Raw genomic sequence first — 20,876 nt, 5'->3', positions numbered from 1 at the left:
AACGATCAGCACGTCCTAATTCAGTGCAGCCCGGGGATGAGGGAGATGAGCAGGTCGATGAGCTTGATGCCGATGAACGGCGCGATCAGGCCACCGAGCCCGTAGACGGCGAGGTTGCGACGCAGCATCTTGTCGGCGCTGACCGGCCGGTACTGCACGCCCCTGAGGGCGAGCGGCACCAGGGCGACGATGATCAGCGCATTGAAGATGATCGCCGAGAGGATCGCGGAGTTGGGGCTGGACAGCCGCATGATGTTGAGGGAGTCCAGGCCCGGGTAGGCCACCGCGAACATCGCCGGGATGATCGCGAAGTACTTCGCGACGTCGTTGGCGATCGAGAAGGTGGTCAGCGCGCCCCGGGTGATCAGCAGCTGCTTGCCGATCTCGACGATCTCGATGAGCTTGGTCGGGTTGGAGTCCAGGTCCACCATGTTCCCGGCCTCCTTGGCGGCCGAGGTACCGGTGTTCATCGCCACGCCGACGTCCGCCTGCGCGAGCGCGGGCGCGTCGTTCGTACCGTCACCGGTCATCGCGACCAGCTTGCCGCCGGCCTGCTCGCGCTTGATGAGCGCCATCTTGTCCTCGGGCGTGGCCTCCGCGAGGAAGTCGTCCACGCCCGCCTCGTCGGCGATGGCCTTGGCCGTCAGCGGGTTGTCACCCGTGATCATGACGGTCTTGATGCCCATCTTGCGCAGCTCGACGAACCGTTCGCGCATGCCCTCCTTGACGACGTCCTTGAGGTGGATGACGCCCAGGACGCGCGGGCCGCGCTCGTCCTCCAGCGCGACCAGCAGCGGGGTGCCGCCGGCCTGCGAGATGCTGTCGGTCAGCTGCTGGGCGTCCGCGGCGACCTCGCCGCCGCGCTCCTGCACCCAGGCGATGACCGAACCGGACGCGCCCTTGCGGACCTTGCGCCCGTCGACGTCCACCCCCGACATCCGGGTCTGGGCGGTGAACGGCACCCACTCCGCGTCCACCAGCTCGCCCTGGTGCCGTTCGCGCAGCCCGTACTTCTCCTTGGCCAGGACGACGATGGAGCGGCCCTCGGGCGTCTCGTCGGCCAGCGAGGAGAGCTGGGCGGCGTCGGCGACCTCGGCCTCGGTGGTGCCGCGGACGGGCACGAACTCGGCGGCCTGGCGGTTGCCGAGGGTGATGGTGCCGGTCTTGTCGAGCAGCAGCGTCGACACGTCACCGGCGGCCTCGACCGCCCGTCCCGACATGGCCAGGACGTTGCGCTGCACCAGCCGGTCCATACCGGCGATGCCGATGGCCGACAGCAGCGCACCGATCGTCGTCGGGATCAGGCAGACCAGCAGCGCGAGCAGCACGATCATCGGCTGCTCGGCGCCCGCGTAGATCGCGAACGGCTGGAGGGTGACGACCGCCAGCAGGAAGACGATGGTGAGCGAGGCGAGCAGGATGTTCAGCGCGATCTCGTTGGGGGTCTTCTGCCGTGCGGCGCCCTCGACGAGGTTGATCATCCGGTCGATGAAGGTCTCGCCGGGCTTCGTCGTGATCTTGATGACGATGCGGTCGGAGAGCACCTTCGTGCCACCGGTGACGGCACAGCGGTCGCCGCCGGACTCGCGGATGACCGGCGCCGACTCACCGGTGATCGCCGACTCGTCGACGGAGGCGACCCCTTCGACGACGTCACCGTCGCCGGGGATGATGTCGCCGGCCTCGCAGACGACCAGGTCGCCGATGCGCAGCTCGGTGCCGGGAACCTGCTCCTCCGCGTCGCCGTTCAGCCGGCGCGCGACAGTGTCGGTCTTGGCCTTGCGCAGGGTGTCGGCCTGCGCCTTGCCGCGGCCCTCGGCGACCGCCTCGGCGAGGTTGGCGAAGATCACGGTCAGCCACAGCCAGGCCGCGATCGCCCAGCCGAACCAGTCCGAGGGCTTCGTGACGGCGAAGACCGTGGTCAGCACGGAGCCGACCTCGACCACGAACATCACGGGGGACTTGACCATCACCCGCGGGTCGAGCTTGCGTATCGCGTCCGGGAAGGACTTGATCAGCTGCTTGGGATCGAAGAGACCGCCGCCCACGCGGCCGTCGCCGGGCTGGTGCCCGGTGGGGACGTCCTGGTGCGGAGCGCGCGTCGGAGTGGCTGTCGAACTGGAGGCCATGGAGCCGGGCCCTTCCGGTTTCACGGGGGCGGTCATGACAGACCCTCCGCCAGCGGCCCGAGGGCCAGCGCCGGGAAGTAGGTCAGACCGGTGATGATCAGGATCGTGCCGACGAGCAGCCCCGCGAAGAGCGGCTTCTCGGTACGCAGGGTGCCCGCGGTCTCCGGGACCGGCTGCTGCTCGGCGAGCGAGCCGGCCAGGGCGAGCACGAACACCATCGGCAGGAAGCGGCCGAGCAGCATCGCCAGACCGATCGTGGTGTTGTACCAGGGCGTGTTGGCGTTCAGTCCGGCGAAGGCGGAGCCGTTGTTGTTGCCGCCGGAGGTGAAGGCGTAGAGCACCTCGGAGAAGCCGTGCGCTCCGGCGCCCAGCGCCTTGGTGTTGAGCATCGAGCCCAGCGCGTCCGGCAGCACCATCGAGGCCGCGGAGAAGCCGAGCACCAGCGTCGGGGTGATGAGGATGTAGCAGGCCGCGAGCTTGATCTCACGGGTGCCGATCTTCTTGCCGAGGTACTCGGGCGTCCGGCCCACCATCAGGCCGGCGATGAACACCGCGATGATCGCCATGACGAGCATGCCGTAGAGGCCGGAGCCCACACCGCCGGGTGCGATCTCGCCGAGCATCATGCCGAGCAGCTGGATGCCGCCGCCGAAGGCCGTGAACGAGGAGTGGAAGGAGTCCACCGCACCGGTCGAGGTGAGCGTGGTCGACACCGAGAAGATCGCGGAGGAGCCGACGCCGAAGCGGGTCTCCTTGCCCTCCATCGCCGCGCCGGCCGCCTGGAGCGCCGGGCCGCCGTGGGCGAACTCGGTCCACATCATCAGCGCGACGAAACCGAGCCAGATGACGCCCATCGTGGCGAGGATCGCGTAGCCCTGCTTCACGTTCCCGACGAGCTTGCCGAAGGTGCGGGTCAGCGCGAACGGGATGACGAGGATCAGGAAGATCTCGAAGAGGTTGGTGAAGGCGGTGGGGTTCTCGAAGGGGTGGGCGGAGTTGGCGTTGAAGTAGCCGCCTCCGTTGGTGCCCAGTTCCTTGATGGCCTCCTGGGAGGCGATCGCACCGCCGTTGGTCTGCTGGTGGCCGCCCATGAACTGGCCGACCTCGTGGATGCCGGCGAAGTTCTGCACCGCACCGCAGGCGACCAGGACGACGGCGCCGACGACGGCGATCGGGACGAGCACGCGCACGGTGCCGCGCACCAGGTCGGCCCAGAAGTTGCCGAGGTCGCCCGTACGCGACCGGGCGAAGCCGCGGACCAGGGCGACGGCGACGGCCATGCCGGTGGCGGCGGACACGAAGTTCTGCACCGCGAGACCGGCGGTCTGGACGACATGGCCCATGGCCTGCTCGCCGCTGTAGGACTGCCAGTTGGTGTTGGCGACGAAGGACGCGGCGGTGTTGAACGCCTGGTCCGGGCTGATCGACGCGAAGCCCAGGGACAGCGGCATCCCGCCCTGGAGGCGCTGGAGCAGGTAGAGGAAGACCACACCCACCAGGGAGAACGCCAGGACGCCGCGCAGATAGGCGGGCCAGCGCATCTCGGCGTCGGCGTTGGCGCCGATGCAGCGGTAGATGACCTTCTCGATACGGAGGTGCTTGGGGGAGCTGTAGACGGCGGCCATGTAGTCGCCGAGGGGGCGGTACGCCAGGGCGAGCGCCGCGATGAGCGCTATCAGCTGGAGCACTCCTGCGAGGATGGGGCTCATAGTCGTGCTAGAACCTCTCCGGGAAAACGAGGGCAAGGACCAGGTATCCCAGCAGGGCGACGGCAACGATCAGGCCGACGATGTTCTCGATGGTCACAGCTTCGTCACCCCCTTGGCGACGAGTGCCACCACCGCGAAGACCGCGAGCGTGACGACGACGAAGGCCACGTCGGCCATCGTGTGCTCCTAGATGACGGGGAATGGGACCCCCAAAGCAAACCGTCCCCATGACCGGTTGTGAGCGCCGTTGACGCCTCCCTTACGGCCATTAGCGCCCCCTTGACGGAATCCCTACGCGTTCCGGCCTGACCTGCACAAACAGCGAGGGCCCGGACCCCTTCTCCAGGGGTACGGGCCCTCGCGGGCGTACGGCCCGGCCGTTGCGGTGGCGCGTTTGCAGCGCCCGGCCGGGGACGGACTAGCGGATCTCGGTGATCTCCGGTCCGCGCTCCAGGCGCTCGACGCCGCCGCCGAAGCGGGACGGCTCCGCGGCCTCCTGCTGGACGCCGTCGGGCACCATGTGGGCGTCGTCCGGCAGCTTGAGGACGATCGGGTCGCGCGGCGCCATCGGGCCCTCGCCGCGCACGATGACGGTGTCCCGGAAGATGTGCTCCAGCACCCCGGCGGCCTGCGGCTGCACCGCGCCCTGGCCGGAGATCACCCCGCGCAGGAACCACCGGGGACCGTCGACGCCGACGAAGCGCACGACCTGCACGCCGTTCGTCCCGTCGGGCAGCTGTACGGGCACCTGGGCGCGCAGCTCCCAGCCCAGCGGGCCCTCGGCCTCGTCGATGACCCCGCCCTGCTGGGTGATGCCGGCCGCGATCTCCTCGCGGACCTCGCCCCAGATGCCCTCGTTCTTGGGAGCGGCGAAGGCCTGCAACTGGATGGCGCTGTCCTGCAGCACCACGGTCGCGGCGACGATGGCGTCACCGGCGACCTCCACCCGCAGCTCCATGCCCTCGACACCGGGCACGAACAGACCGCCGAGGTCGACCCGGCCCTCGCCGGGGCTGGTGACCTCCGAAGAGTCCCAGGGACCGTCGGGGCGGGGCGCAGGCGGGAGACCGATCCGCCGCTCGCCCGCCTCGTCTTCCCCGGCCTCGTCGTCGCCGTCGCGCACAGTCGACTCCTCGGCGAACGCGGTGTCCTGCACCGGCTCTGGGTGAGCCTCGTTCTTCTTGCGACGTCCGAACACGTCACTGTCCTTCCCGGTCGGATCCGACCGATGCGTATCCATTCCCGCCCGTGGAGCCACCCACCGCCGCATGACCGCCGGTGGAACCGAATCCCCCCTCGGCCCGCGCGGAGCCGGGAAGTTCCGCCACCTCGTGGAAGCGCACCTTCTCGACCTGCTGGACGACCAGTTGGGCGATCCGGTCATACCTCTCGAACCGCACACTCTCGCGCGGGTCCAGATTGACCACGATCACCTTGATCTCCCCACGGTACCCGGCATCGACCGTCCCGGGGGCATTGACCAAGGCCAGTCCGCAGCGGGCGGCAAGCCCGGAGCGGGGGTGTACGAACGCGGCATACCCGTCCGGCAGCGCGATCGACACCCCGGTGGGCAGCACGGCGCGCTCCCCCGGCGCCAGCTCGGCGGCCTCGGTGGTCACCAGGTCCACGCCCGCGTCACCCGGATGCCCGTACGACGGCACGGGCACCTGCGCATCCAGCCGGCGCAGCAGCACATCCACCGGATTCCGTACCTGACTCACGGGTTCACCTCAAACGCACGTGCTCGCTTGACCTGGTCCGGGTCGGCCATCGCCGCCTGGATCTCCTCGGGCCTTCCGTTGTCGATGAAGTGGTCGACCTTCACCTCGATGAAGACGGCCTCCGCGCGCACCGCGACCGGGCCGTCCGGGCCGCCTATCCGCCCCTCGGCCGTGGAGTAGATCTTCCGGCCGTGCACCGCGGTGACCCGCGCGTCCAGGTGCAGCACGGTGCCCAGCGGGACGGGCCGCAGAAAGTCGGTCTCCAGCCGGCCGGTCACCGCGATCACCCGCAGCAGCCAGTTCAGCGAGCCGAGCGTCTCGTCCAGCGCGGTGGCCAGTACGCCACCGTGCGCCAGGCCCGGCGCACCCTGGTGGGCCTCCTTGACGGTGAACTCGGCCCGTACGCTCACGCCCTCGCCGGCCCGTGCCTCCAGGTGCAGGCCGTGGCTCTGCCCCGTGCCGCAGCCGAAGCACCGGTCGTAGTGCGCACCGAGGAGTTCTCCGGGTGCGGGCGCCTGCGGATGCCGCACCGGAGCGGCGGCGTCCTTCGGCGGCGTCAGCCGCGCCCTGGGTTCGTCAGTTCCACTCACGAGTGCAGACCCTACCCGCGCACGTAAGGGGCCTGCGCCGCCGTGCCAAGCTGGAGCCATGCAGTCGTACGAAGAACGTCTCACCGCACCCCGGTCCTGGTGGGCGATCGCCGCGCTGGTCGGCGTCTCCTGTGCCCTGATCCTCTTCCCACTGGGGACCCTGCCGATGCTCGGCGGGCTGATCGGCGGCGGGGCGCTGGCGGCGGTGGCGGTCAGCTCGTACGGCTCACCGCGGATCCGGGTGGTGGGCGGTGCGCTGCTCGCGGGGGACGCCAAGATCCCGCTCACGGCGCTGGGCGAGGCCCAGGCCCTGGACGCGGACGAGGCGGCGGCCTGGCGGACGTACAAGGCCGATGCACGGGCTTTCATGCTCTTGCGCGGCTATATCCGTACCGCGGTGCGGGTGGAGATCACCGATCCCGAGGATCCGACGCCGTACGCCTATCTCTCGACGCGGGACCCGGAGCGGCTGGTGGCGGCGCTGGCGGCGGCACGGGCCTGAGGCTCGGCCGGCGGGCGCGGGTCAGTCGCGGGGCGGCGGCCCGGACCGGAGGGCGTCCGGGAGGGCGTCCCAGGGGACCTGCCGGGACCGCAAGTCCTTACGGATCTTTTTCGCAAGCTTTCCGGTATCGCGGCGGTTCACTGCCGCGCCCACGGCGGCGCCCACCAGGAACGGCATGAGGTTGGGGAGATTGCGCAGGGTGCGCTTCATGACCTGCCGGCGCAGTTCCCGGCGCATCGGCCCGCCGAGCGCGGCATTGAGCGCGGCGGGGTCGGCGATCTCGACGCCCCGCTCCTCGGTCCACGCCGTCACGGTGGCCATCGCGCGCTGCCTGCGGCCGCCCGGGGGCCGCAGACCGTAGACCTCGTGCAGTTCGGCGATCAGCTTGAGCTCCACGGACGCGACGCCGATGATCTCGGCGGCCAGCTCGTAGGGCATCGCGGGCGGGACGGGCAGCATCGCGGCCGCGCCGATCCCCGCGCCGACGGTGGCGGTGGCCTTTCGGGCGCCCTCGACCAGCTCGTCGGCCAGTTCCTCGGGGGTCAGGCCGGGGAACTGCGCGCGCAAGGTCGCCAGGTCGCGGACCGGGATGCGCGGGGCGGTATCGATGATCCGGTCGGCGACCGCGGCGAGTCCTGCGCGCAGCCTGCCCCCGCGGACCACACCGTGGTCAGCCCCGGCCGCGAGCGAGGCCGTGCGGCCCCGCCCCTGCGGTGTGCCGGTCGTGCGTTCCGGGGGAAGGGCGGTCGGGTCGGCGGGCACGGGCGCGGATTCCTCGCGTGGTCGTGCGCCTGCCGCCGGTCCTTTCGCGCCCCTCGGGCCCTTACGGAACGGATTCACGCCTGGCACGGCGTCGGCCGTTCTCAGGCCGCGCAGTCGCGGCAGATCGGGTTGCCGTTCTTGTCCTCGGCGGCCAGCTGGCTGCGGTGGTGGACCAGGAAGCAGCTCATGCACGTGAACTCGTCCTGCTGCTTGGGCAGCACGCGCACGGCGAGCTCTTCGTTGGACAGGTCGGCGCCGGGCAGCTCCAGGCCCTCGGCCTGCTCGAACTCGTCGACGTCGACGGCAGAGGCGGACTTGTCGTTCCGCCGCGACTTCAGTTCCTCGATGCTGTCCTCGTTGAGGTCGTCATCGGTCTTGCGTGGGGTGTCGTAATCCGTAGCCATTTTCGCTCTCCCCCTCTGGGTGTCTGCGGTGTCTCAGCGCTCGTAACGCGTGAGAGGCCGGACTTGTGCCCGACCTGAGGCGGAGATTTTGCCTCACATCAAGGTCTGTTACTCAATCGACACCCAACCGCACCCCGGAAGGGGTGATCGGTTTGGATGGCGATCAGGACCGTACACGGTCCGAAAGTCGCACCTCGCGCAGCCCATCACGGGTACTTCCCGTGATCAGGCCCCCGGGAAACCCGGATTTTCCCGGCTTTCCACCAGGCGTTTTGATCACGCAGCGTAGATGGCCGGAAATTCTCGCCTGTGAGCGATCACACACCCTCAGGGCGCCGGAAGGACCGGCCGAATTCCGCGCAAAGCGAACTCGGGCGAAGGATCCATGGTGACCGGCCCTCCCGTCAAACCGGAGGCGAGGCGGTGTGCGGCCACCCGGCGGGCGATCTTACGCACGGACGTCCGAAACCTCGCGCGGGCCCGCGCAACGCCCACAGCGGCCGCACACGCCCTCGTACGGCCCCGCGGAGCGCCGCGCGGGGCCCGCCCGGCCACCGGGCCCCTCACGCCCGCCGTCCACGCAGCTCACAGCGGCAGCACGACCCGCATCACCAGCCCGCCGCCCTCGCGCGGCTCGGCGGTGATGCTGCCGTCGTGGGCACGCACCACCGAGCGCACGATGGACAGGCCCAGCCCCACGCCCTTGTCGCTCCCGGTGCGCTCGGTGCGCAGCCTGCGGAACGGCTCGAAGAGGTTCTCGATCTCGTAGGCGGGGACGACCGGGCCGGTGTTGGAGACCACCAGGACCGCGCAGCCGGGCTGCGGCTCCGTGGTGACCTCGACCCAACCGTCCTGGGGGACGTTGTAGCGCACGGCGTTCTGCACGAGGTTGAGCGCGATGCGCTCCAGGAGGACGCCGTTGCCCTGGACGAAGACCTGCCGGCGCACCCCGCGCAGCTCCACGCCCTTGGCATGCGCCTCCTCGCGGGTCTGGTCGACGGCCTGCGAGGCGACCTCGGCGAGATCGACGGGCTTCTTGGCGACCACCTTGTTCTCGCTGCGGGCGAGCAGCAGCAGGCCCTCCACCAGCTGCTCACTGCGTTCGTTCGTCGCCAGCAGCGTCTTTCCGAGCTGGGTGAGCTCGGGGGACGCGTCCGGGTCGGCGAGCTGGACCTCCAGCAGGGTGCGGTTGATCGCCAGAGGGGTGCGCAGCTCGTGTGAGGCGTTGGACACAAAGCGGCGCTGCGCGTCGAAGGCCCGGTCGAGCCGGTCGAGCATCTCGTCGAAGGTGTCGGCCAGCTCCTTGAGCTCGTCGTCCGGGCCGCCCAGCTCGATCCGCCGGTGCAGATCGGATCCGGCCACCCGCTGGGCGGTGCGCGTGATGCGGCCCAGAGGGGACAGCACCCGCCCGGCCATGGCGTAGCCGAAGGCGAAGGCGACGACGGTCAGGCCGAGGAGGGCGAGCAGCGAGCGGTTGAGGAGGGTGTTGAGGGCGAAGGTCCGCTGGTGCTGGAGGCACTCGGCGACCGCGCTGTTGAGCTGGGCCACGTTGCGTACGGCCGGGGTCAGCTCGGGGCAGGTGTCGCTGGTCACGTGCAGCTCGGACGCGCCCACGATCTTGAACGGGAGCTGGTTGCCCACGCTGAGCGTGTTCGCGGCCAGCATGTAGATGATCGTCAGCAGCACGATGCCGGCCATCAGGAACATGCCGCCGTACAGCAGCGTCAGCCGTATCCGGATCGTGGGCCGCAGCCAGGGGAACGGCCGGATGTTGACCTGCGGCCGGGGGTCCCAGGTCGGTTTGGGCGGGGCGGCGGGAGGCGGCGTGTGCGCCTTGGAGAAGGAGGGCAGGGAGGGCATCGCCGGTCAGATCCGGTATCCCGAGCCGGGGACGGTGACGATGACGGCGGGCTCGCCGAGCTTGCGGCGCAGCGTCATGACCGTGACCCGCACGACGTTGGTGAACGGGTCGGTGTTCTCGTCCCACGCCTTCTCCAGGAGCTGCTCGGCCGAGACCACCGTGCCCTCGCTGCGCATCAGCACCTCCAGCACCGCGAACTCCTTGGGTGCCAGCTGGACCTCCTTGCCGTCGCGGAAGACCTCGCGGCGGTTGGGGTCGAGCTTGATGCCGGCCCGCTCCAGGACGGGCGGCAGGGCGACGGTCGTACGGCGCCCCAGGGCCCGCACCCGGGCGGTCAGCTCGGTGAAGGCGAACGGCTTGGGAAGGTAGTCGTCCGCGCCGATCTCCAGGCCCTCCACGCGGTCGCTGACGTCACCGGAGGCGGTCAGCATCAGCACCCGGGTGGGCATGCCCAGTTCCACGATCTTGCGGCAGACGTCGTCGCCGTGCACCAGCGGCAGGTCGCGGTCGAGGACGACGACGTCGTAGTCGTTGACCGCGATCCGCTCCAGGGCGGCCGCGCCGTCGTAGACCACGTCGACCGCCATGGCCTCCCGGCGCAGTCCGGTGGCCACCGCATCGGCGAGCAGCTGCTCGTCCTCGACGACGAGTACACGCACGTCGCTAGTCCTTCCTCAGGGCCCTGTCGATCAGGGCACAACAATCACTCGGAGCCCTTCCATCCTGCCCCGAAGAGCCATAAACCGGCGGTAAGACGGGTGCAGCGGGGTGGAGGGCGGATGACAGCCAGGTGGTGAGCAGATGCCGGGCCGGTGGCGCACCGGCGGCAGGCGGGTGCCGGTGCGCCATTGCCGGATTCCCGGGCAGATGGAGGTTTCCCTGAGGTTTTGGGTGGGGAGGACGACTGCACACCCGCGATCACGCCCTGTTGGCGTCTTACGACGCGTGATCCACCGCAGGGACCACGCCGTGATCGACCCACCCGTCGGCACACCCCCGTGCCACCGACCCACGACGAGGGGGCGCACCATGGACGCGTTCACCGCAGGCATTCGCCAGCGCATAAAGAGCACCGAAGCCGATCTGGACCGAGCCCGCGCCGCGGGCGACGACTTCCTCGCCGAGGTTGAACTGGCCGAGCTGGAGGACCTCCAGCGGCTGGCGACCGAGCACGGTGTGGAGGTCGGTGCGGTCGGCTGACCCCGGCCCCGCCCCTCACGAGCAGGGCGCCCCGGCACCGCAGGGCTGGTGCCGGGGCGCTCTTGTGCGTCCGTGCTCAGGGGGCCCGTTCGGCCGGGTCCCCGGTGCTCTCAGTCGTGCCAGGCGCCGAGCTCGTCCAGGAGCGGCTGGAGCTTCCCGAAGAGCTCCGGAGAGGCGGCCACGGTCAGCTCTCCGGAGGCGGGCTGCCCCGGGCGGCCTCCCGTGCGGGCGCCGGCCTCCTCGGCGATCAGCACGCCGGCCGCCAGGTCCCAGGGGTTCAGCCCGCGCTCGTAGTACGCGTCCAGCCGGCCGCAGGCCACATCGCACAGGTCGATCGCGGCCGAGCCGCCGCGCCGGATGTCGCGGACCTGCGGCAGCAGGGTGCGCACCACCTCCGCCTGGGCGGCCCGGCGCTCGGCCAGATATCCGAAGCCGGTGCCGAGCAGCGCCTGGGAGAGCGGCGGCGCGGGCCGGTGCCCGACCGGCTCGCCGTTGCGGAAGGCGCCACGGCCCCGTACGGCGTGGCAGGTCTCGCCGCGCATCGGGGCGGCGACCACGCCGACGACGGTCTCGCCGTCCTTTTCGGCCGCGATGGACACCGCCCAGGACGGCAGGTCGTAGAGGTAGTTGACGGTGCCGTCGACGGGGTCGATGACCCAGCGGACGCCGCTGCTGCCCTCGATGCTGACGCCCTCCTCCCCCAGGAAGCCGTCGTCGGGGCGGCGCTCGGCCAGGAAGCCGGTGATCAGCTTCTCGGAGGCGAGGTCCATCTCGGTGACGACGTCGATGGGGCTGGTCTTGGTGGCGGCGACCCCCAGATCGGCGGGCCGGCCGTCGCGCAGCAGCGCCCCGGCGCGGCGGGCGGCCTCCAGGGCCAGCTCCAGGAGTTCGTCGTAGAGGGCGGCGGTCGGGTCGGCCTGGCGGGCCTGCGGGGCGTCGGAGTGCAGCGGGTCGGGCACGGTGCTCCTTGCTCGGGCGAGCGGTGGTCGGGGGTGTACGGGTCTACGCCGGGGCTTCGGCGGCCGGGCCCGCCCAGTCGGCGCCGGCGGCGGCCGGGCGCGCCGTACGAGCCGGGCAGCAGCCGACCGGGCACAGGTCGTGGGAGGGGCCCAGGGCGCCCAGGGCGCAGCGCTCCGGGGCGCGGCCCCGTTCGGTGGCCGCGCGCTCCAGGAGGAGGTCGCGGACGGCCGCGGCGAACCGCGGGTCGGCGCCGACGGTGGCGGACCGGGCGACCGGCAGCCCCAGCTCGGCGGCCTTTGCGGTGGCCTCGGTGTCCAGGTCGTACTTGACCTCCATGTGGTCCGAGACGAACCCGATGGGGGCCATGACGACGGCCGGGGCGCCCTCGGCGTGCAGCGCCTCCAGGTGGTCGCAGATGTCCGGTTCCAGCCAGGGGATGTGCGGGGCGCCGCTGCGCGACTGGTAGACGAGCCGCCAGGGGTGCTGCACGCCGGTCTCCGCGTGCACGGCGGCGGCGATCTCGCGGGCGACGTCCAGATGCTGGGCCACGTAGGCGCCGCCCTCGCCGTCCTGGGTGTGGTCCGCGGGCGTGCCGGAGGTGTCGGCGGCGGCCGTGGGGATGGAGTGCGTGGTGAAGGCGAGGTGCGCGCCCTCGCGGGCGTCCTGCGGCAGTCCGGCGAGCGAGGCCAGAACGCCGTCGACCATGGGGCGCACGAAGCCGGGGTGGTTGAAGTAGTGCCGCAGCTTGTCGACCCGCGGCACCGGCAGGCCCTCGGCCTTCAGAGCGGCGAGCGCATCGGCGAGGTTCTCGCGGTACTGGCGGCAGCCGGAGTACGAGGCATAGGCACTGGTCGCCAGGACGGCGATCCGGCGGTGGCCGTCGCCGACCATGGTGCGCAGGGTGTCGGTCAGATAGGGCGCCCAGTTGCGGTTGCCCCAGTAGACCGGCAGGTCCAGTCCGTGGTCGGCGAAGTCCTTGCGCAGCGCGTCGAGCAGCTCGCGGTTCTGGGCGTTGATCGGGCTGACGCCGCCGAACAGGAAGTAGTGCTGCCCGACCTCCTTGAGGCGCTCGCGGGGGATGCCGCGGCCGCGGGTGACGTTCTCCAGGAACGGGACGACGTCCTCGGGGCCTTCGGGGCCTCCGAAGGACAGCAGCAGCAGGGCGTCGTACGGATGCGGGTCGCACTGTTCGGGCATGCCGTCGATCCTCCCACCCTTCGCCCCGGCACGACGGGCAGGCCCCTGCGCGCCCGGTGGCGAGGCGGCGCCCGCGCCGGTGTGGCGGACAGCGGAAAACCGGGGCGGAAAAACCGGAGGCGTCCGGCACCCCGCCGACCGTAAGCTGTATCGCCCTCAGTCGTTCCTTACCGATCTTCGGTTCTCTCCGGCGGAGCCCCCGTGCCCAGTCCCTACCGCGCCCTGTTCGGTCGCCCCGGCACCAAAGCGTTCTCCGCCGCGGGGCTGCTGGGTCGTATGCCGCTGTCGATGATGAGCATCGGCGTCGTCACGATGGTGTCCCAGCTGACCGGCCGCTACGGCCTGGCGGGCGCCTTGTCCGCGACGCTCGCGCTGTCCGTCGCGGTGCTCGGCCCGCAGATATCCCGGCTGGTCGACCGGCACGGCCAGCGCCGGGTGCTGCGCCCGGCCACCCTGGTGTCGGTCACCGCCGTCGCCGGTCTGCTGGTGAGCGCGCAGCAGCGCTGGCCGGACTGGACGCTGTTCGTCTTCGCGGCCTGCGTGGGCTGTGTGCCGAGTATCAGCTCGATGATCCGGGCCCGCTGGGCGGAGCTCTACCGGGACTCCCCGCGCGCCTTGCACACCGCGTACTCGTGGGAGTCGATCGTCGAGGAGACGTGCTTCATCGTCGGCCCGATCCTGTCCATCGGGCTGTCCACCGCCTGGTTCCCGGAGGCGGGGCCGCTGCTCGCCGCCGGTTTCCTGACCGCCGGCGTCTTCTGGCTGACGGCGCAGCGCGCCACGGAGCCGGTGCCGCATCCGCGCGAGCAGCACGCCAGGGGTTCCGCGCTGCGATCCCCCGGCCTCCGGGTGCTGGTCCTGACGTTCGCGGCGACCGGCGCGATCTTCGGGGCGGTCGATGTGGTGACCGTCGCGTTCGCCGAGGAGGCGGGCCACAAGGCCGCTGCCAGCCTGGTGCTCGCGGCGTACGCACTCGGCTCCTGTGCGGCCGGTGCCGTCTTCGGCCTGCTGCACTTCACGGGGCACGCATCGCGACGCTGGCTGACCGGCGTCTGCGCGATGGCCGTGAGCATGGTGCCGCTCCCACTGGTCGGTTCGCTGCCGGCGCTGGGGGTGGCGCTGTTCGTCGCGGGGCTGACCGTGGCCCCGACAGGGGTGACCACCATGGCGCTGGTCGCGGAGCATGTGCCACGCGCGCAGCTCACCGAGGGCATGACATGGACGAGCACCGGGATCACGGTGGGCGTCGCGCTCGGGTCGTCGGCAGCCGGCCGGGTCGTCGACGCCGCCGGGGCGGAGCGCGGCTATCTGGTGGCGTGCGCGGCCGGGGCGCTCGCGGCGCTGATCGCCCTCGCCGGTTACCGGAGACTGCGGCCGGGGGCGTCCACGGTGACCGCGGGAGGGGCCGCGTCGCCGGTACCGGTCGCGGAGGGCGGCCCGGCCGCGCAGGACTCGCCCAGCGCATCGCCGCACTGACGCTCGCCCGACAGCTACGGGCTTCGCTGACCCCGCGGCCCGCCGCCAGAGTTACCGCCGGTACGACATGTCCCGGAGGCTGGCGATTCCGGCCGATTCCTTGATCGTGTGATTCCCGTCACCCCTCCTGGATGACGCGTCAGTGACTGACATCATGCGCTGACATCAACGGAGGCCGAAGCCGGTCTGCCCGCGTGGAGGGAGGGGACGTCACCATGGCAGCCAACAACGCCGTCGGCGGCTCGGGAGGGCGCGGTCCCGGGGGGACGTGGCGCAACTGGGCGGGCAATGTCACCGCCCGCCCCACCCGGACGGTGGCCCCGGCCGGTACCGAGGAGCTGGCGGCGGCCGTACGCGCCGCCGCCGAGGACGGGCTGACGGTGAAGGCGGCCGGCACCGGCCACTCCTTCACCCCGGCGGCCGCCACCGAGGGCCTGCTGATCCGCCCCGAGCGGCTGACCGGCGTCCGCGCGGTCGACCGCGAGGCCCACACCGTCACGGTGGCCGCCGGTACGCCCCTCAAGCATCTGAACGAAACCCTGGCCGCCCACGGACTGTCGCTGACCAACATGGGCGACATCATGGAGCAGACCGTCTCCGGGGCCACCAGCACCGGCACCCACGGCACCGGCCGCGACTCGGCCTCCCTCGCCGCCCAGATCACCGCCCTGGAACTGGTCACCGCCGACGGCTCGGTGCTGACCTGCTCCCCCACGGAGAACCCGGAGATCTTCGACGCCGCGCGGCTGGGGCTGGGCGCCCTGGGCGTGATCACCGAGCTCACCTTCGCCGTGGAGCCGGAGTTCCTGCTGACCGCCCGCGAGGAGCCGATGCCCTTCGACGAGGTGACGGAGCGGTTCGACGAACTGGTCGCCGAGAACGAGCACTTCGAGTTCTACTGGTTCCCGCACACCGGCAACTGCAACACCAAACGCAACAACCGCAGCCAGGGCCCCGCCGCACCGCCCGGAAAACTCAGCGGCTGGGTAGAGGACGAGCTGCTGTCCAACGGGGTCTTCCAGATCGCGTGCAGCGTCGGGCGGGCGATACCGGCCGCCATACCGGGCATCGCCACGATCTCCAGCCGCGCGCTGTCGGCCCGTACGTACACCGACATCCCGTACAAGGTGTTCACCTCCCCGCGGCGGGTGCGCTTCGTGGAGATGGAGTACGCGCTGCCCCGCGAGGCCGCCGTCGCCGCGCTGGGCGAGCTCAAGGCGATGGTGGACCGCTCGGACTTCAAGGTGAGCTTCCCGGTGGAGGTGCGTACGGCCCCGGGGGACGACATCCCGCTGTCGACCGCGTCCGGCCGGGACACCGCGTACATCGCGGTCCACATGTACCGCGGCACCCCGCATCAGGCGTACTTCGCGGCCACCGAGCGGATCATGACGGCGCACGGCGGGCGCCCGCACTGGGGGAAGCTGCACACCCGCGACGCCGGTCAGCTGGCCGACGCCTATCCGCGGTTCGGCGAGTTCACCGCGCTGCGCGACCGGCTGGATCCCGAGCGCCGGTTCGCCAACGCCTATCTGCGGCGTGTCCTGGGCGACTGACGACATCGGCCGCGGCCGGACGCCCCGCGCGGGGGTGCCGGGCCACGACCGTGCACGGGCGGGGTCCACGCCGGGCTACGAGGGGGCCGGCTGCGGCGCCCGCTGCTGTTCGGCGTCCGGGGGATTCGACTGACCGCCCTGGTCCCGGCCGTCGGCCGAACCGCCGCCGGTGTCGCCGCCGCTGCCGGAGGAGTGGTCCGGTGACGGCCCGGTCGACGGGGAGGACCCGGTGTCCGGCGAGCCGCTGCCGCCGTCGGACGGGGTCGGCGCCGGGGACTGCCGATCGCCGCCGGAGCCGCCGGGCTGCGGGGACGGCTTCCCCGTGCCGCCGTGGGTGCCGTTGCCGGCGGAGCGGCCCGGGTCCGGCGAGGCGGGGCGGCCGGGGTGGTGACGGCCGGCGCCGCCGACGCTGGTGAGGTTGCTCAGCGTCGTGCCCTTCTGGCCGCTGGGGGTCTGCCCCGTGAGCAGCTCGGTGGCGGTCACGCCGCCCATGGCGAGGACGAAAACCGCGAGCGCACCGAGCGCCGGGCGCTTCCAGCCGCGCAGCCGGGTGCCGTAGGTCGCGGTGCTGATCTCCTCCGGGCGCGCGACACGCCCGGCGTGCCCGTCGTTCCCGGCGCCGGGAAGTACGGCCGTGGCCTCGGCGGCGTCCTCATCGGTACGCGGTTCCGCCCGGCCGAGCGCCATGGTCCGCGCGTCCAGCCGCGGCACCAGCTGCCTCCGGTCGGCGGCCCGGTCGCGGCGGTAGGGCCGCGTGGCATGAGTGGCCTGGGGGAGCACCCGGGTGCGGTCCGTGTCGGGAGCGGTGTTCTTGGCGGCGACGGCGGTGACGTCGTCCGGCGCGCCGTGCCTGTCGAAGGTCGGCAGCACCATCGTGCGCGGGGCGTGCGCGCCCGCGCCGGTTGTGGATCGGGGGTCGGTGGAAGGGGAGCGGCGCGGCTTCGGCCGGGTGGTGACCGTGGCTTCCTTGATCTGCTCGCCGGTGCGCCGGAAGAGGTGCTGGAATATCGTGCCGCCGGTCGTGGCCACGACACTGACCAGACCCGCGCCGATGATGGTTCCGTAAACGCCGAGCTGACCGGCCAGATAGGCGGCCGCCGCGGCGGCGAGCGCACTGCCCGCGACCTGGGCAACGCTCAGGTCTATCCGCTTCTCCTTCTTCTTCCTGTCTGTTTCGTTTGGTTCGTCCATCTCCAACCTTTGATAGCCCCTTCCTTCCACCTTGCACGGAGAGGGGACCTTTTAGCGAAGGGGATAGTTCCGAATCTGGAGATTATGTGAATCTCGCCACCGGTCACGGCGGCGGCGAGAGGGTGGCGGGACGGTAGAGAGATCGACAAGGCGACCCAACTCCAGTACCGCACCACAACTTCAGCGGCGCGGCGGTCCACTTCAGTGGCCCAAATGGAGTACTGTGGCGAGCCCTGGCCCGGGATCCCGTCCGGCTGCCCGGATCCGCGGGAGGGGGCCCTGAAGACGGCACCCGACCCGGGGCGCCGTCGCTCGGCACGGGTGACCGGATCACAGGTCATGTGACATGGTCACCGCGGATGGCAAACCGGTAACCGTGTCATGTACGGCGTTTCTGGGCCAAGCCTCGACACGCCGGGCAACTCGGCAATGTTGTGGCAGGCTGCACCCGGGCAGGCCACACTCGACTAGCGGAAGCAGCGACGCACGTGACGTCGGCAGGCACCACCCGGGAGGTCCCCATGCCCGAACTGCGTGTCGTGGCCGTCTCCAACGACGGCACACGGCTGGTGCTCAAGGCTGCGGACAGCACCGAGTACACGCTTCCGATCGACGAGCGGCTGCGCGCCGCGGTCCGCAACGACCGCGCCCGTCTGGGCCAGATCGAGATCGAGGTCGAGAGCCACCTGCGGCCACGGGACATCCAGGCGCGGATACGTGCCGGAGCCTCCGCGGAGGAGGTCGCCCAGCTCGCCGGTATCCCCGTCGAGCGGGTGCGCCGCTTCGAGGGGCCGGTCCTGGCGGAGCGCGCCTTCATGGCCGAGCGGGCCCGGAAGACTCCCGTCCGCCGCCCCGGCGAGAACACCGGACCGCAGCTCGGCGAGGCGGTCGCGGAGCGGCTGCTGCTGCGCGGCGCCGACAAGGACAGCATCCAGTGGGACTCCTGGCGCCGGGACGACGGCACCTGGGAGGTGCTGCTGGTCTACCGCGTCGTCGCCGAGCCGCGCTCGGCGACCTGGACGTACGACCCGCCGCGGCGGCTGGTGCAGGCCGTGGACGACGAGGCGCGGGCGCTGATCGGCGAGAGCGACGACACGCCCGAGCCGAGCTTCCCGTTCGTCCCGCGCATCGCACGGCTGCCGCGCGACCGGCCGCTGGACCGCGCCCTGGACCGCCAGATGCCCGACCGCGGCGAACGGGCGGCGCAGGCGGGCGGCGAGGACGCCGCGCCGCGGGTCGCCGAGGAGGCCACCGGTGAGCGCGAACGCGAGCGGGACTCGCTGACCAGCCTGCTGGAGGCGGTGCCGAGCTTCCGGGGCGACATGGTCGTACCGGAGACCGCCAAGGCGGCGCCGCAGGAGGACGAAGCGGTCGAGGAAGAGCTGGAGGAGCCGGCCGCACCGGCGGCGAGCGCGGGTGCCGGTTCCGCGTACGCCGATGTGCTGATGCCGCGGGCGGTGGCCGGGCATCGCGACCGGCTGACCGGGACGACGGACCGGCAGGCGGAGGCGGACGGCGTACGGCCGGGCCGCCGCGCCGCGGTGCCGAGCTGGGACGAGATCGTCTTCGGCACCCGGCGCAAGAAGCCGGAGTAACGCCCCGCGACCGTGATACCGCGCCCGTCCCTGGCTGCCAGGGGCGGGCGCGGTGCTGTCGGGCCGGCTTGCGGTCCGACGGCGGGCTCAGCCCGGGTGCGCGCCGGTGGACACCGGGCGGGACGGGTCGTTGGACCACTCGCTCCAGGAGCCGACGTACAGCGCGGCGGGAATTCCGGCCACGGCCAGGGCGAGCACCTGGTGGGCGGCGGACACACCGGAGCCGCAGTACACCCCGACCTCGGCATCCTCGGTGGCACCCAGTGCGGCGAACCGCTTGGCCAGTTCGGACGCGTCGCGGAAGGTGGTGCCGCCGTCGACGACGTTCTCGGTCGTCGGCGCGGACACCGCACCGGGGATGTGCCCGGCGACGCGGTCGATGGGTTCGACCTCGCCCCGGTAGCGCTCGGCGGCCCGCGCGTCCAGGAGGACGCCCCGGCGCGCGAGGGAGCCCGCGTCGTCCGCGGTCAGCAGCGGCAGCGACCCCGGTACGGGGGTGAAGTCACCGCGCTGCGGAGTCACTTTGTCGACACTCAGGGATCGCCCGGACGCCTGCCAGGCGGCCAGGCCGCCGTCGAGCACCCGGACGTCCGGATGACCCGACCAGCGCAACAGCCACCAGGCGCGCGCCGCGGCCCACCCCTGGCCGCCGTCATAGGTGACCACCGGGCGGTCCGCGCGGACCCCAGCGGCCCGCATGGCCTCCGCGAAGACGGACAGGTCGGGCAGCGGATGGCGGCCGGCCGGGCCGGGTGGCGAGGCCAGCTCGGCGTCGAGGTCGACATAGACCGCGTGGGGCAGGTGTCCGGCCTCATACTGGGGGCGACCGGGCGGGCCGCCGAGCTGGTAGCGGACGTCGAGGAGCACCGGGGCGGCGGAGGACGTCAACTCGCTCGCGAGTTCGGTAGCGGTGATGATGGCGTTCATGGCACTCATCCTTGCGTAGCGATGGCTACGTACAGAAGGCGGCGGCCCACCCTCCGTATGACGGAGTTGGGTGAGGTGACACCGCCACCAAAACGGATGCCGACCAGCAAAACGGGCATTCTCCCTCGCGAACGCGCCAAGGACGGCGCGGCCGGGGCGCACAGCAGGTCACCGGGTGCGAGCATCTGCTCGGGCCCCGCGCCCGTCCCCCCATGGCCAGCACCCCGATGCCCCGAGGAGTAAATGACGATGACGACCGAGGCAGCGACCCGGCGGATGCCCGGCGCGCCCTGCTGGGTGAGCCTTCTGGCGCACAGTCTGTCCGCGACGCAGGAGTTCTACGGCGCGCTCTTCGGCTGGGAGTTCCGCCCCGGGCCACAGCACTTCGGTCCCTACGCCCGCGCCTACCTGGACGGCCAGGAGGTGGCCGGGGTCGGCGAACTGGCACCCGACCGCCATCTGCCCGTCGCCTGGACCACCTATCTGGCGAGCGAGGACGCCGATGCCACCGCCGACCAGATCCGCTCCTGCGGCGGAACGGTGGCCGTCGGACCGTTGGACGCCGACGACGCCGGCCGGATGGCGATCGGCTCCGACCCCCAGGGCGCGATCTTCGGCATCTGGCAGGGCAGGTCGATGCGGGGCACCGCACTCAGCGGCGAACCGGGCACCCCGGTGTGGAACGAACTGGTCACCCAGGAGACCGGCGTGGTCGAACCGTTCTACGAACGGGTCTTCGGGTTCGAGTCCGAGCCCGTGGGCGCCGCCGACTTCGACTATCTGACGCTGCACATCAAGGGGCATCCGGTGGCGGGCATTCACGGCGTGGGCACCGCCCCGCTGCGCGACCGCGGCCCGTACTGGATGACGTACTTCGCCGTCCCGGACACCGACGCGGCGGCGCGGCGGGTCACCGAACTGGGCGGACGGGTGCTGCGGCCGGCGCAGGACAGCCCGCACGGCAGGCTGGCAGCGGTCGCCGACTGCGAGGGCGCCGCGTTCACGATCATCCAGACACCCTGACGGACCGCGCCGAACGGACCGCACCGGGCGGCCTTGACCAGCGAGGATGCGGTCCCCGTACGAGGGGCTGCGC

20 protein-coding genes are annotated in these 20,876 nt (G+C 71.8%); 6 read left to right on the top strand and 14 right to left on the bottom strand.

What is annotated here, in order from left to right; translation table 11 throughout:
* Positions 1-20: 20 nt before the first annotated feature.
* From kdpB to B1H19_RS30005, 6 genes are all read right to left on the bottom strand, one after another.
* The gene (kdpB, locus tag B1H19_RS30030) at positions 21-2,165 is read right to left on the bottom strand and encodes a potassium-transporting ATPase subunit KdpB (RefSeq protein WP_203237259.1); all 2,145 of its coding nucleotides are present in this window, start codon (positions 2,163-2,165) and stop codon (positions 21-23) included.
* Entirely contained in the window at positions 2,162-3,838 is a 1,677-nt protein-coding gene (gene kdpA / locus B1H19_RS30025; RefSeq protein ID WP_083107848.1) for a potassium-transporting ATPase subunit KdpA, read from the bottom strand. The genes kdpB and kdpA overlap by 4 nt, the downstream gene beginning before the upstream one ends.
* 7 nt (positions 3,839-3,845) lie before the next feature.
* Complete coding sequence (gene kdpF / locus B1H19_RS30020) at positions 3,846-3,935, bottom strand: K(+)-transporting ATPase subunit F (protein WP_016575741.1); 90 nt, start codon at positions 3,933-3,935, stop codon at positions 3,846-3,848.
* 321 nt (positions 3,936-4,256) lie between these two features.
* Positions 4,257-5,036 (bottom strand): DUF3710 domain-containing protein, encoded by a 780-nt coding sequence (locus B1H19_RS30015; protein ID WP_083107847.1) that lies wholly within the window; start codon positions 5,034-5,036, stop codon positions 4,257-4,259.
* A gap of 1 nt (position 5,037) precedes the next feature.
* Positions 5,038-5,559, bottom strand: a complete 522-nt coding sequence (dut, locus tag B1H19_RS30010) for a dUTP diphosphatase (protein WP_083107846.1) — start codon at positions 5,557-5,559, stop codon at positions 5,038-5,040.
* Positions 5,556-6,149, bottom strand: coding sequence for a PaaI family thioesterase (locus B1H19_RS30005; protein ID WP_083107845.1), 594 nt, complete (start codon positions 6,147-6,149; stop codon positions 5,556-5,558). Before B1H19_RS30005 ends, dut begins: the two co-directional genes overlap by 4 nt.
* Before the next feature lie 58 nt (positions 6,150-6,207).
* Between B1H19_RS30005 and B1H19_RS30000 the strand changes: the two genes are divergently transcribed.
* Positions 6,208-6,651 carry a DUF3093 domain-containing protein gene (locus tag B1H19_RS30000; protein ID WP_083107844.1) on the top strand — a complete coding sequence of 148 codons (444 nt, stop codon included), beginning with the start codon at positions 6,208-6,210 and terminating at the stop codon, positions 6,649-6,651.
* A gap of 21 nt (positions 6,652-6,672) precedes the next feature.
* Here the strand turns inward: B1H19_RS30000 and B1H19_RS29995 are convergent, their stop codons facing one another.
* From B1H19_RS29995 to B1H19_RS29980, 4 genes are all read right to left on the bottom strand, one after another.
* A complete protein-coding gene (locus B1H19_RS29995) occupies positions 6,673-7,413 on the bottom strand; it encodes a hypothetical protein (protein WP_083107843.1) in 741 nt (246 codons plus the stop codon).
* A 101-nt stretch (positions 7,414-7,514) separates the two neighbouring features.
* On the bottom strand, positions 7,515-7,817 hold the full coding sequence (locus B1H19_RS29990; protein ID WP_016575747.1) for a DUF4193 domain-containing protein: 303 nt from the start codon (positions 7,815-7,817) through the stop codon (positions 7,515-7,517).
* A 585-nt stretch (positions 7,818-8,402) separates the two neighbouring features.
* Positions 8,403-9,677, bottom strand: coding sequence for a sensor histidine kinase (locus B1H19_RS29985; protein WP_083107842.1), 1,275 nt, complete (start codon positions 9,675-9,677; stop codon positions 8,403-8,405).
* A 6-nt stretch (positions 9,678-9,683) separates the two neighbouring features.
* Complete coding sequence (locus B1H19_RS29980; RefSeq protein WP_030062975.1) at positions 9,684-10,337, bottom strand: response regulator transcription factor; 654 nt, start codon at positions 10,335-10,337, stop codon at positions 9,684-9,686.
* 370 nt (positions 10,338-10,707) lie between these two features.
* Here B1H19_RS29980 and B1H19_RS39350 point away from each other — a divergent pair, with 370 nt between their 5' ends.
* Complete coding sequence (locus B1H19_RS39350; RefSeq protein WP_198535162.1) at positions 10,708-10,878, top strand: hypothetical protein; 171 nt, start codon at positions 10,708-10,710, stop codon at positions 10,876-10,878.
* Positions 10,879-10,988: 110 nt separating this feature from the next.
* Here B1H19_RS39350 and B1H19_RS29975 read toward each other — a convergent pair whose 3' ends face one another.
* Entirely contained in the window at positions 10,989-11,837 is an 849-nt protein-coding gene (locus B1H19_RS29975) for an inositol monophosphatase family protein (RefSeq protein WP_083107841.1), read from the bottom strand.
* A 43-nt stretch (positions 11,838-11,880) separates the two neighbouring features.
* A complete protein-coding gene (locus B1H19_RS29970; protein WP_083107840.1) occupies positions 11,881-13,035 on the bottom strand; it encodes a ferrochelatase in 1,155 nt (384 codons plus the stop codon).
* A 201-nt stretch (positions 13,036-13,236) separates the two neighbouring features.
* On the opposite strand from B1H19_RS29970, the gene B1H19_RS29965 reads away from it, so the two are divergent.
* Entirely contained in the window at positions 13,237-14,511 is a 1,275-nt protein-coding gene (locus tag B1H19_RS29965) for an MFS transporter (RefSeq protein ID WP_083107839.1), read from the top strand.
* Positions 14,512-14,726: 215 nt separating this feature from the next.
* On the top strand, positions 14,727-16,067 hold the full coding sequence (locus B1H19_RS29960) for a D-arabinono-1,4-lactone oxidase (protein WP_083107838.1): 1,341 nt from the start codon (positions 14,727-14,729) through the stop codon (positions 16,065-16,067).
* Between the two features lie 75 nt (positions 16,068-16,142).
* Here the strand turns inward: B1H19_RS29960 and B1H19_RS29955 are convergent, their stop codons facing one another.
* Positions 16,143-17,258, bottom strand: coding sequence for a hypothetical protein (locus B1H19_RS29955; RefSeq protein WP_083107837.1), 1,116 nt, complete (start codon positions 17,256-17,258; stop codon positions 16,143-16,145).
* 521 nt (positions 17,259-17,779) lie between these two features.
* Between B1H19_RS29955 and sepH the strand changes: the two genes are divergently transcribed.
* A complete protein-coding gene (gene sepH / locus B1H19_RS29950; protein ID WP_083107836.1) occupies positions 17,780-18,853 on the top strand; it encodes a septation protein SepH in 1,074 nt (357 codons plus the stop codon).
* Positions 18,854-18,940: 87 nt separating this feature from the next.
* On the opposite strand, the gene B1H19_RS29945 is transcribed toward sepH, so the two are convergent.
* Positions 18,941-19,780, bottom strand: a complete 840-nt coding sequence (locus B1H19_RS29945) for a sulfurtransferase (RefSeq protein ID WP_083107835.1) — start codon at positions 19,778-19,780, stop codon at positions 18,941-18,943.
* A 249-nt stretch (positions 19,781-20,029) separates the two neighbouring features.
* Between B1H19_RS29945 and B1H19_RS29940 the strand changes: the two genes are divergently transcribed.
* Positions 20,030-20,803, top strand: a complete 774-nt coding sequence (locus B1H19_RS29940; RefSeq protein WP_083107834.1) for a VOC family protein — start codon at positions 20,030-20,032, stop codon at positions 20,801-20,803.
* The last annotated feature ends 73 nt before the right edge of the window (positions 20,804-20,876 follow it).

This window comes from Streptomyces gilvosporeus (genome assembly GCF_002082195.1).
GTDB classification, from domain to species: domain Bacteria; phylum Actinomycetota; class Actinomycetes; order Streptomycetales; family Streptomycetaceae; genus Streptomyces; species Streptomyces gilvosporeus.
The sequence above is the reverse complement of the archived record's forward strand: the minus strand, read 5'-3'. Positions and strand labels throughout refer to the sequence as shown.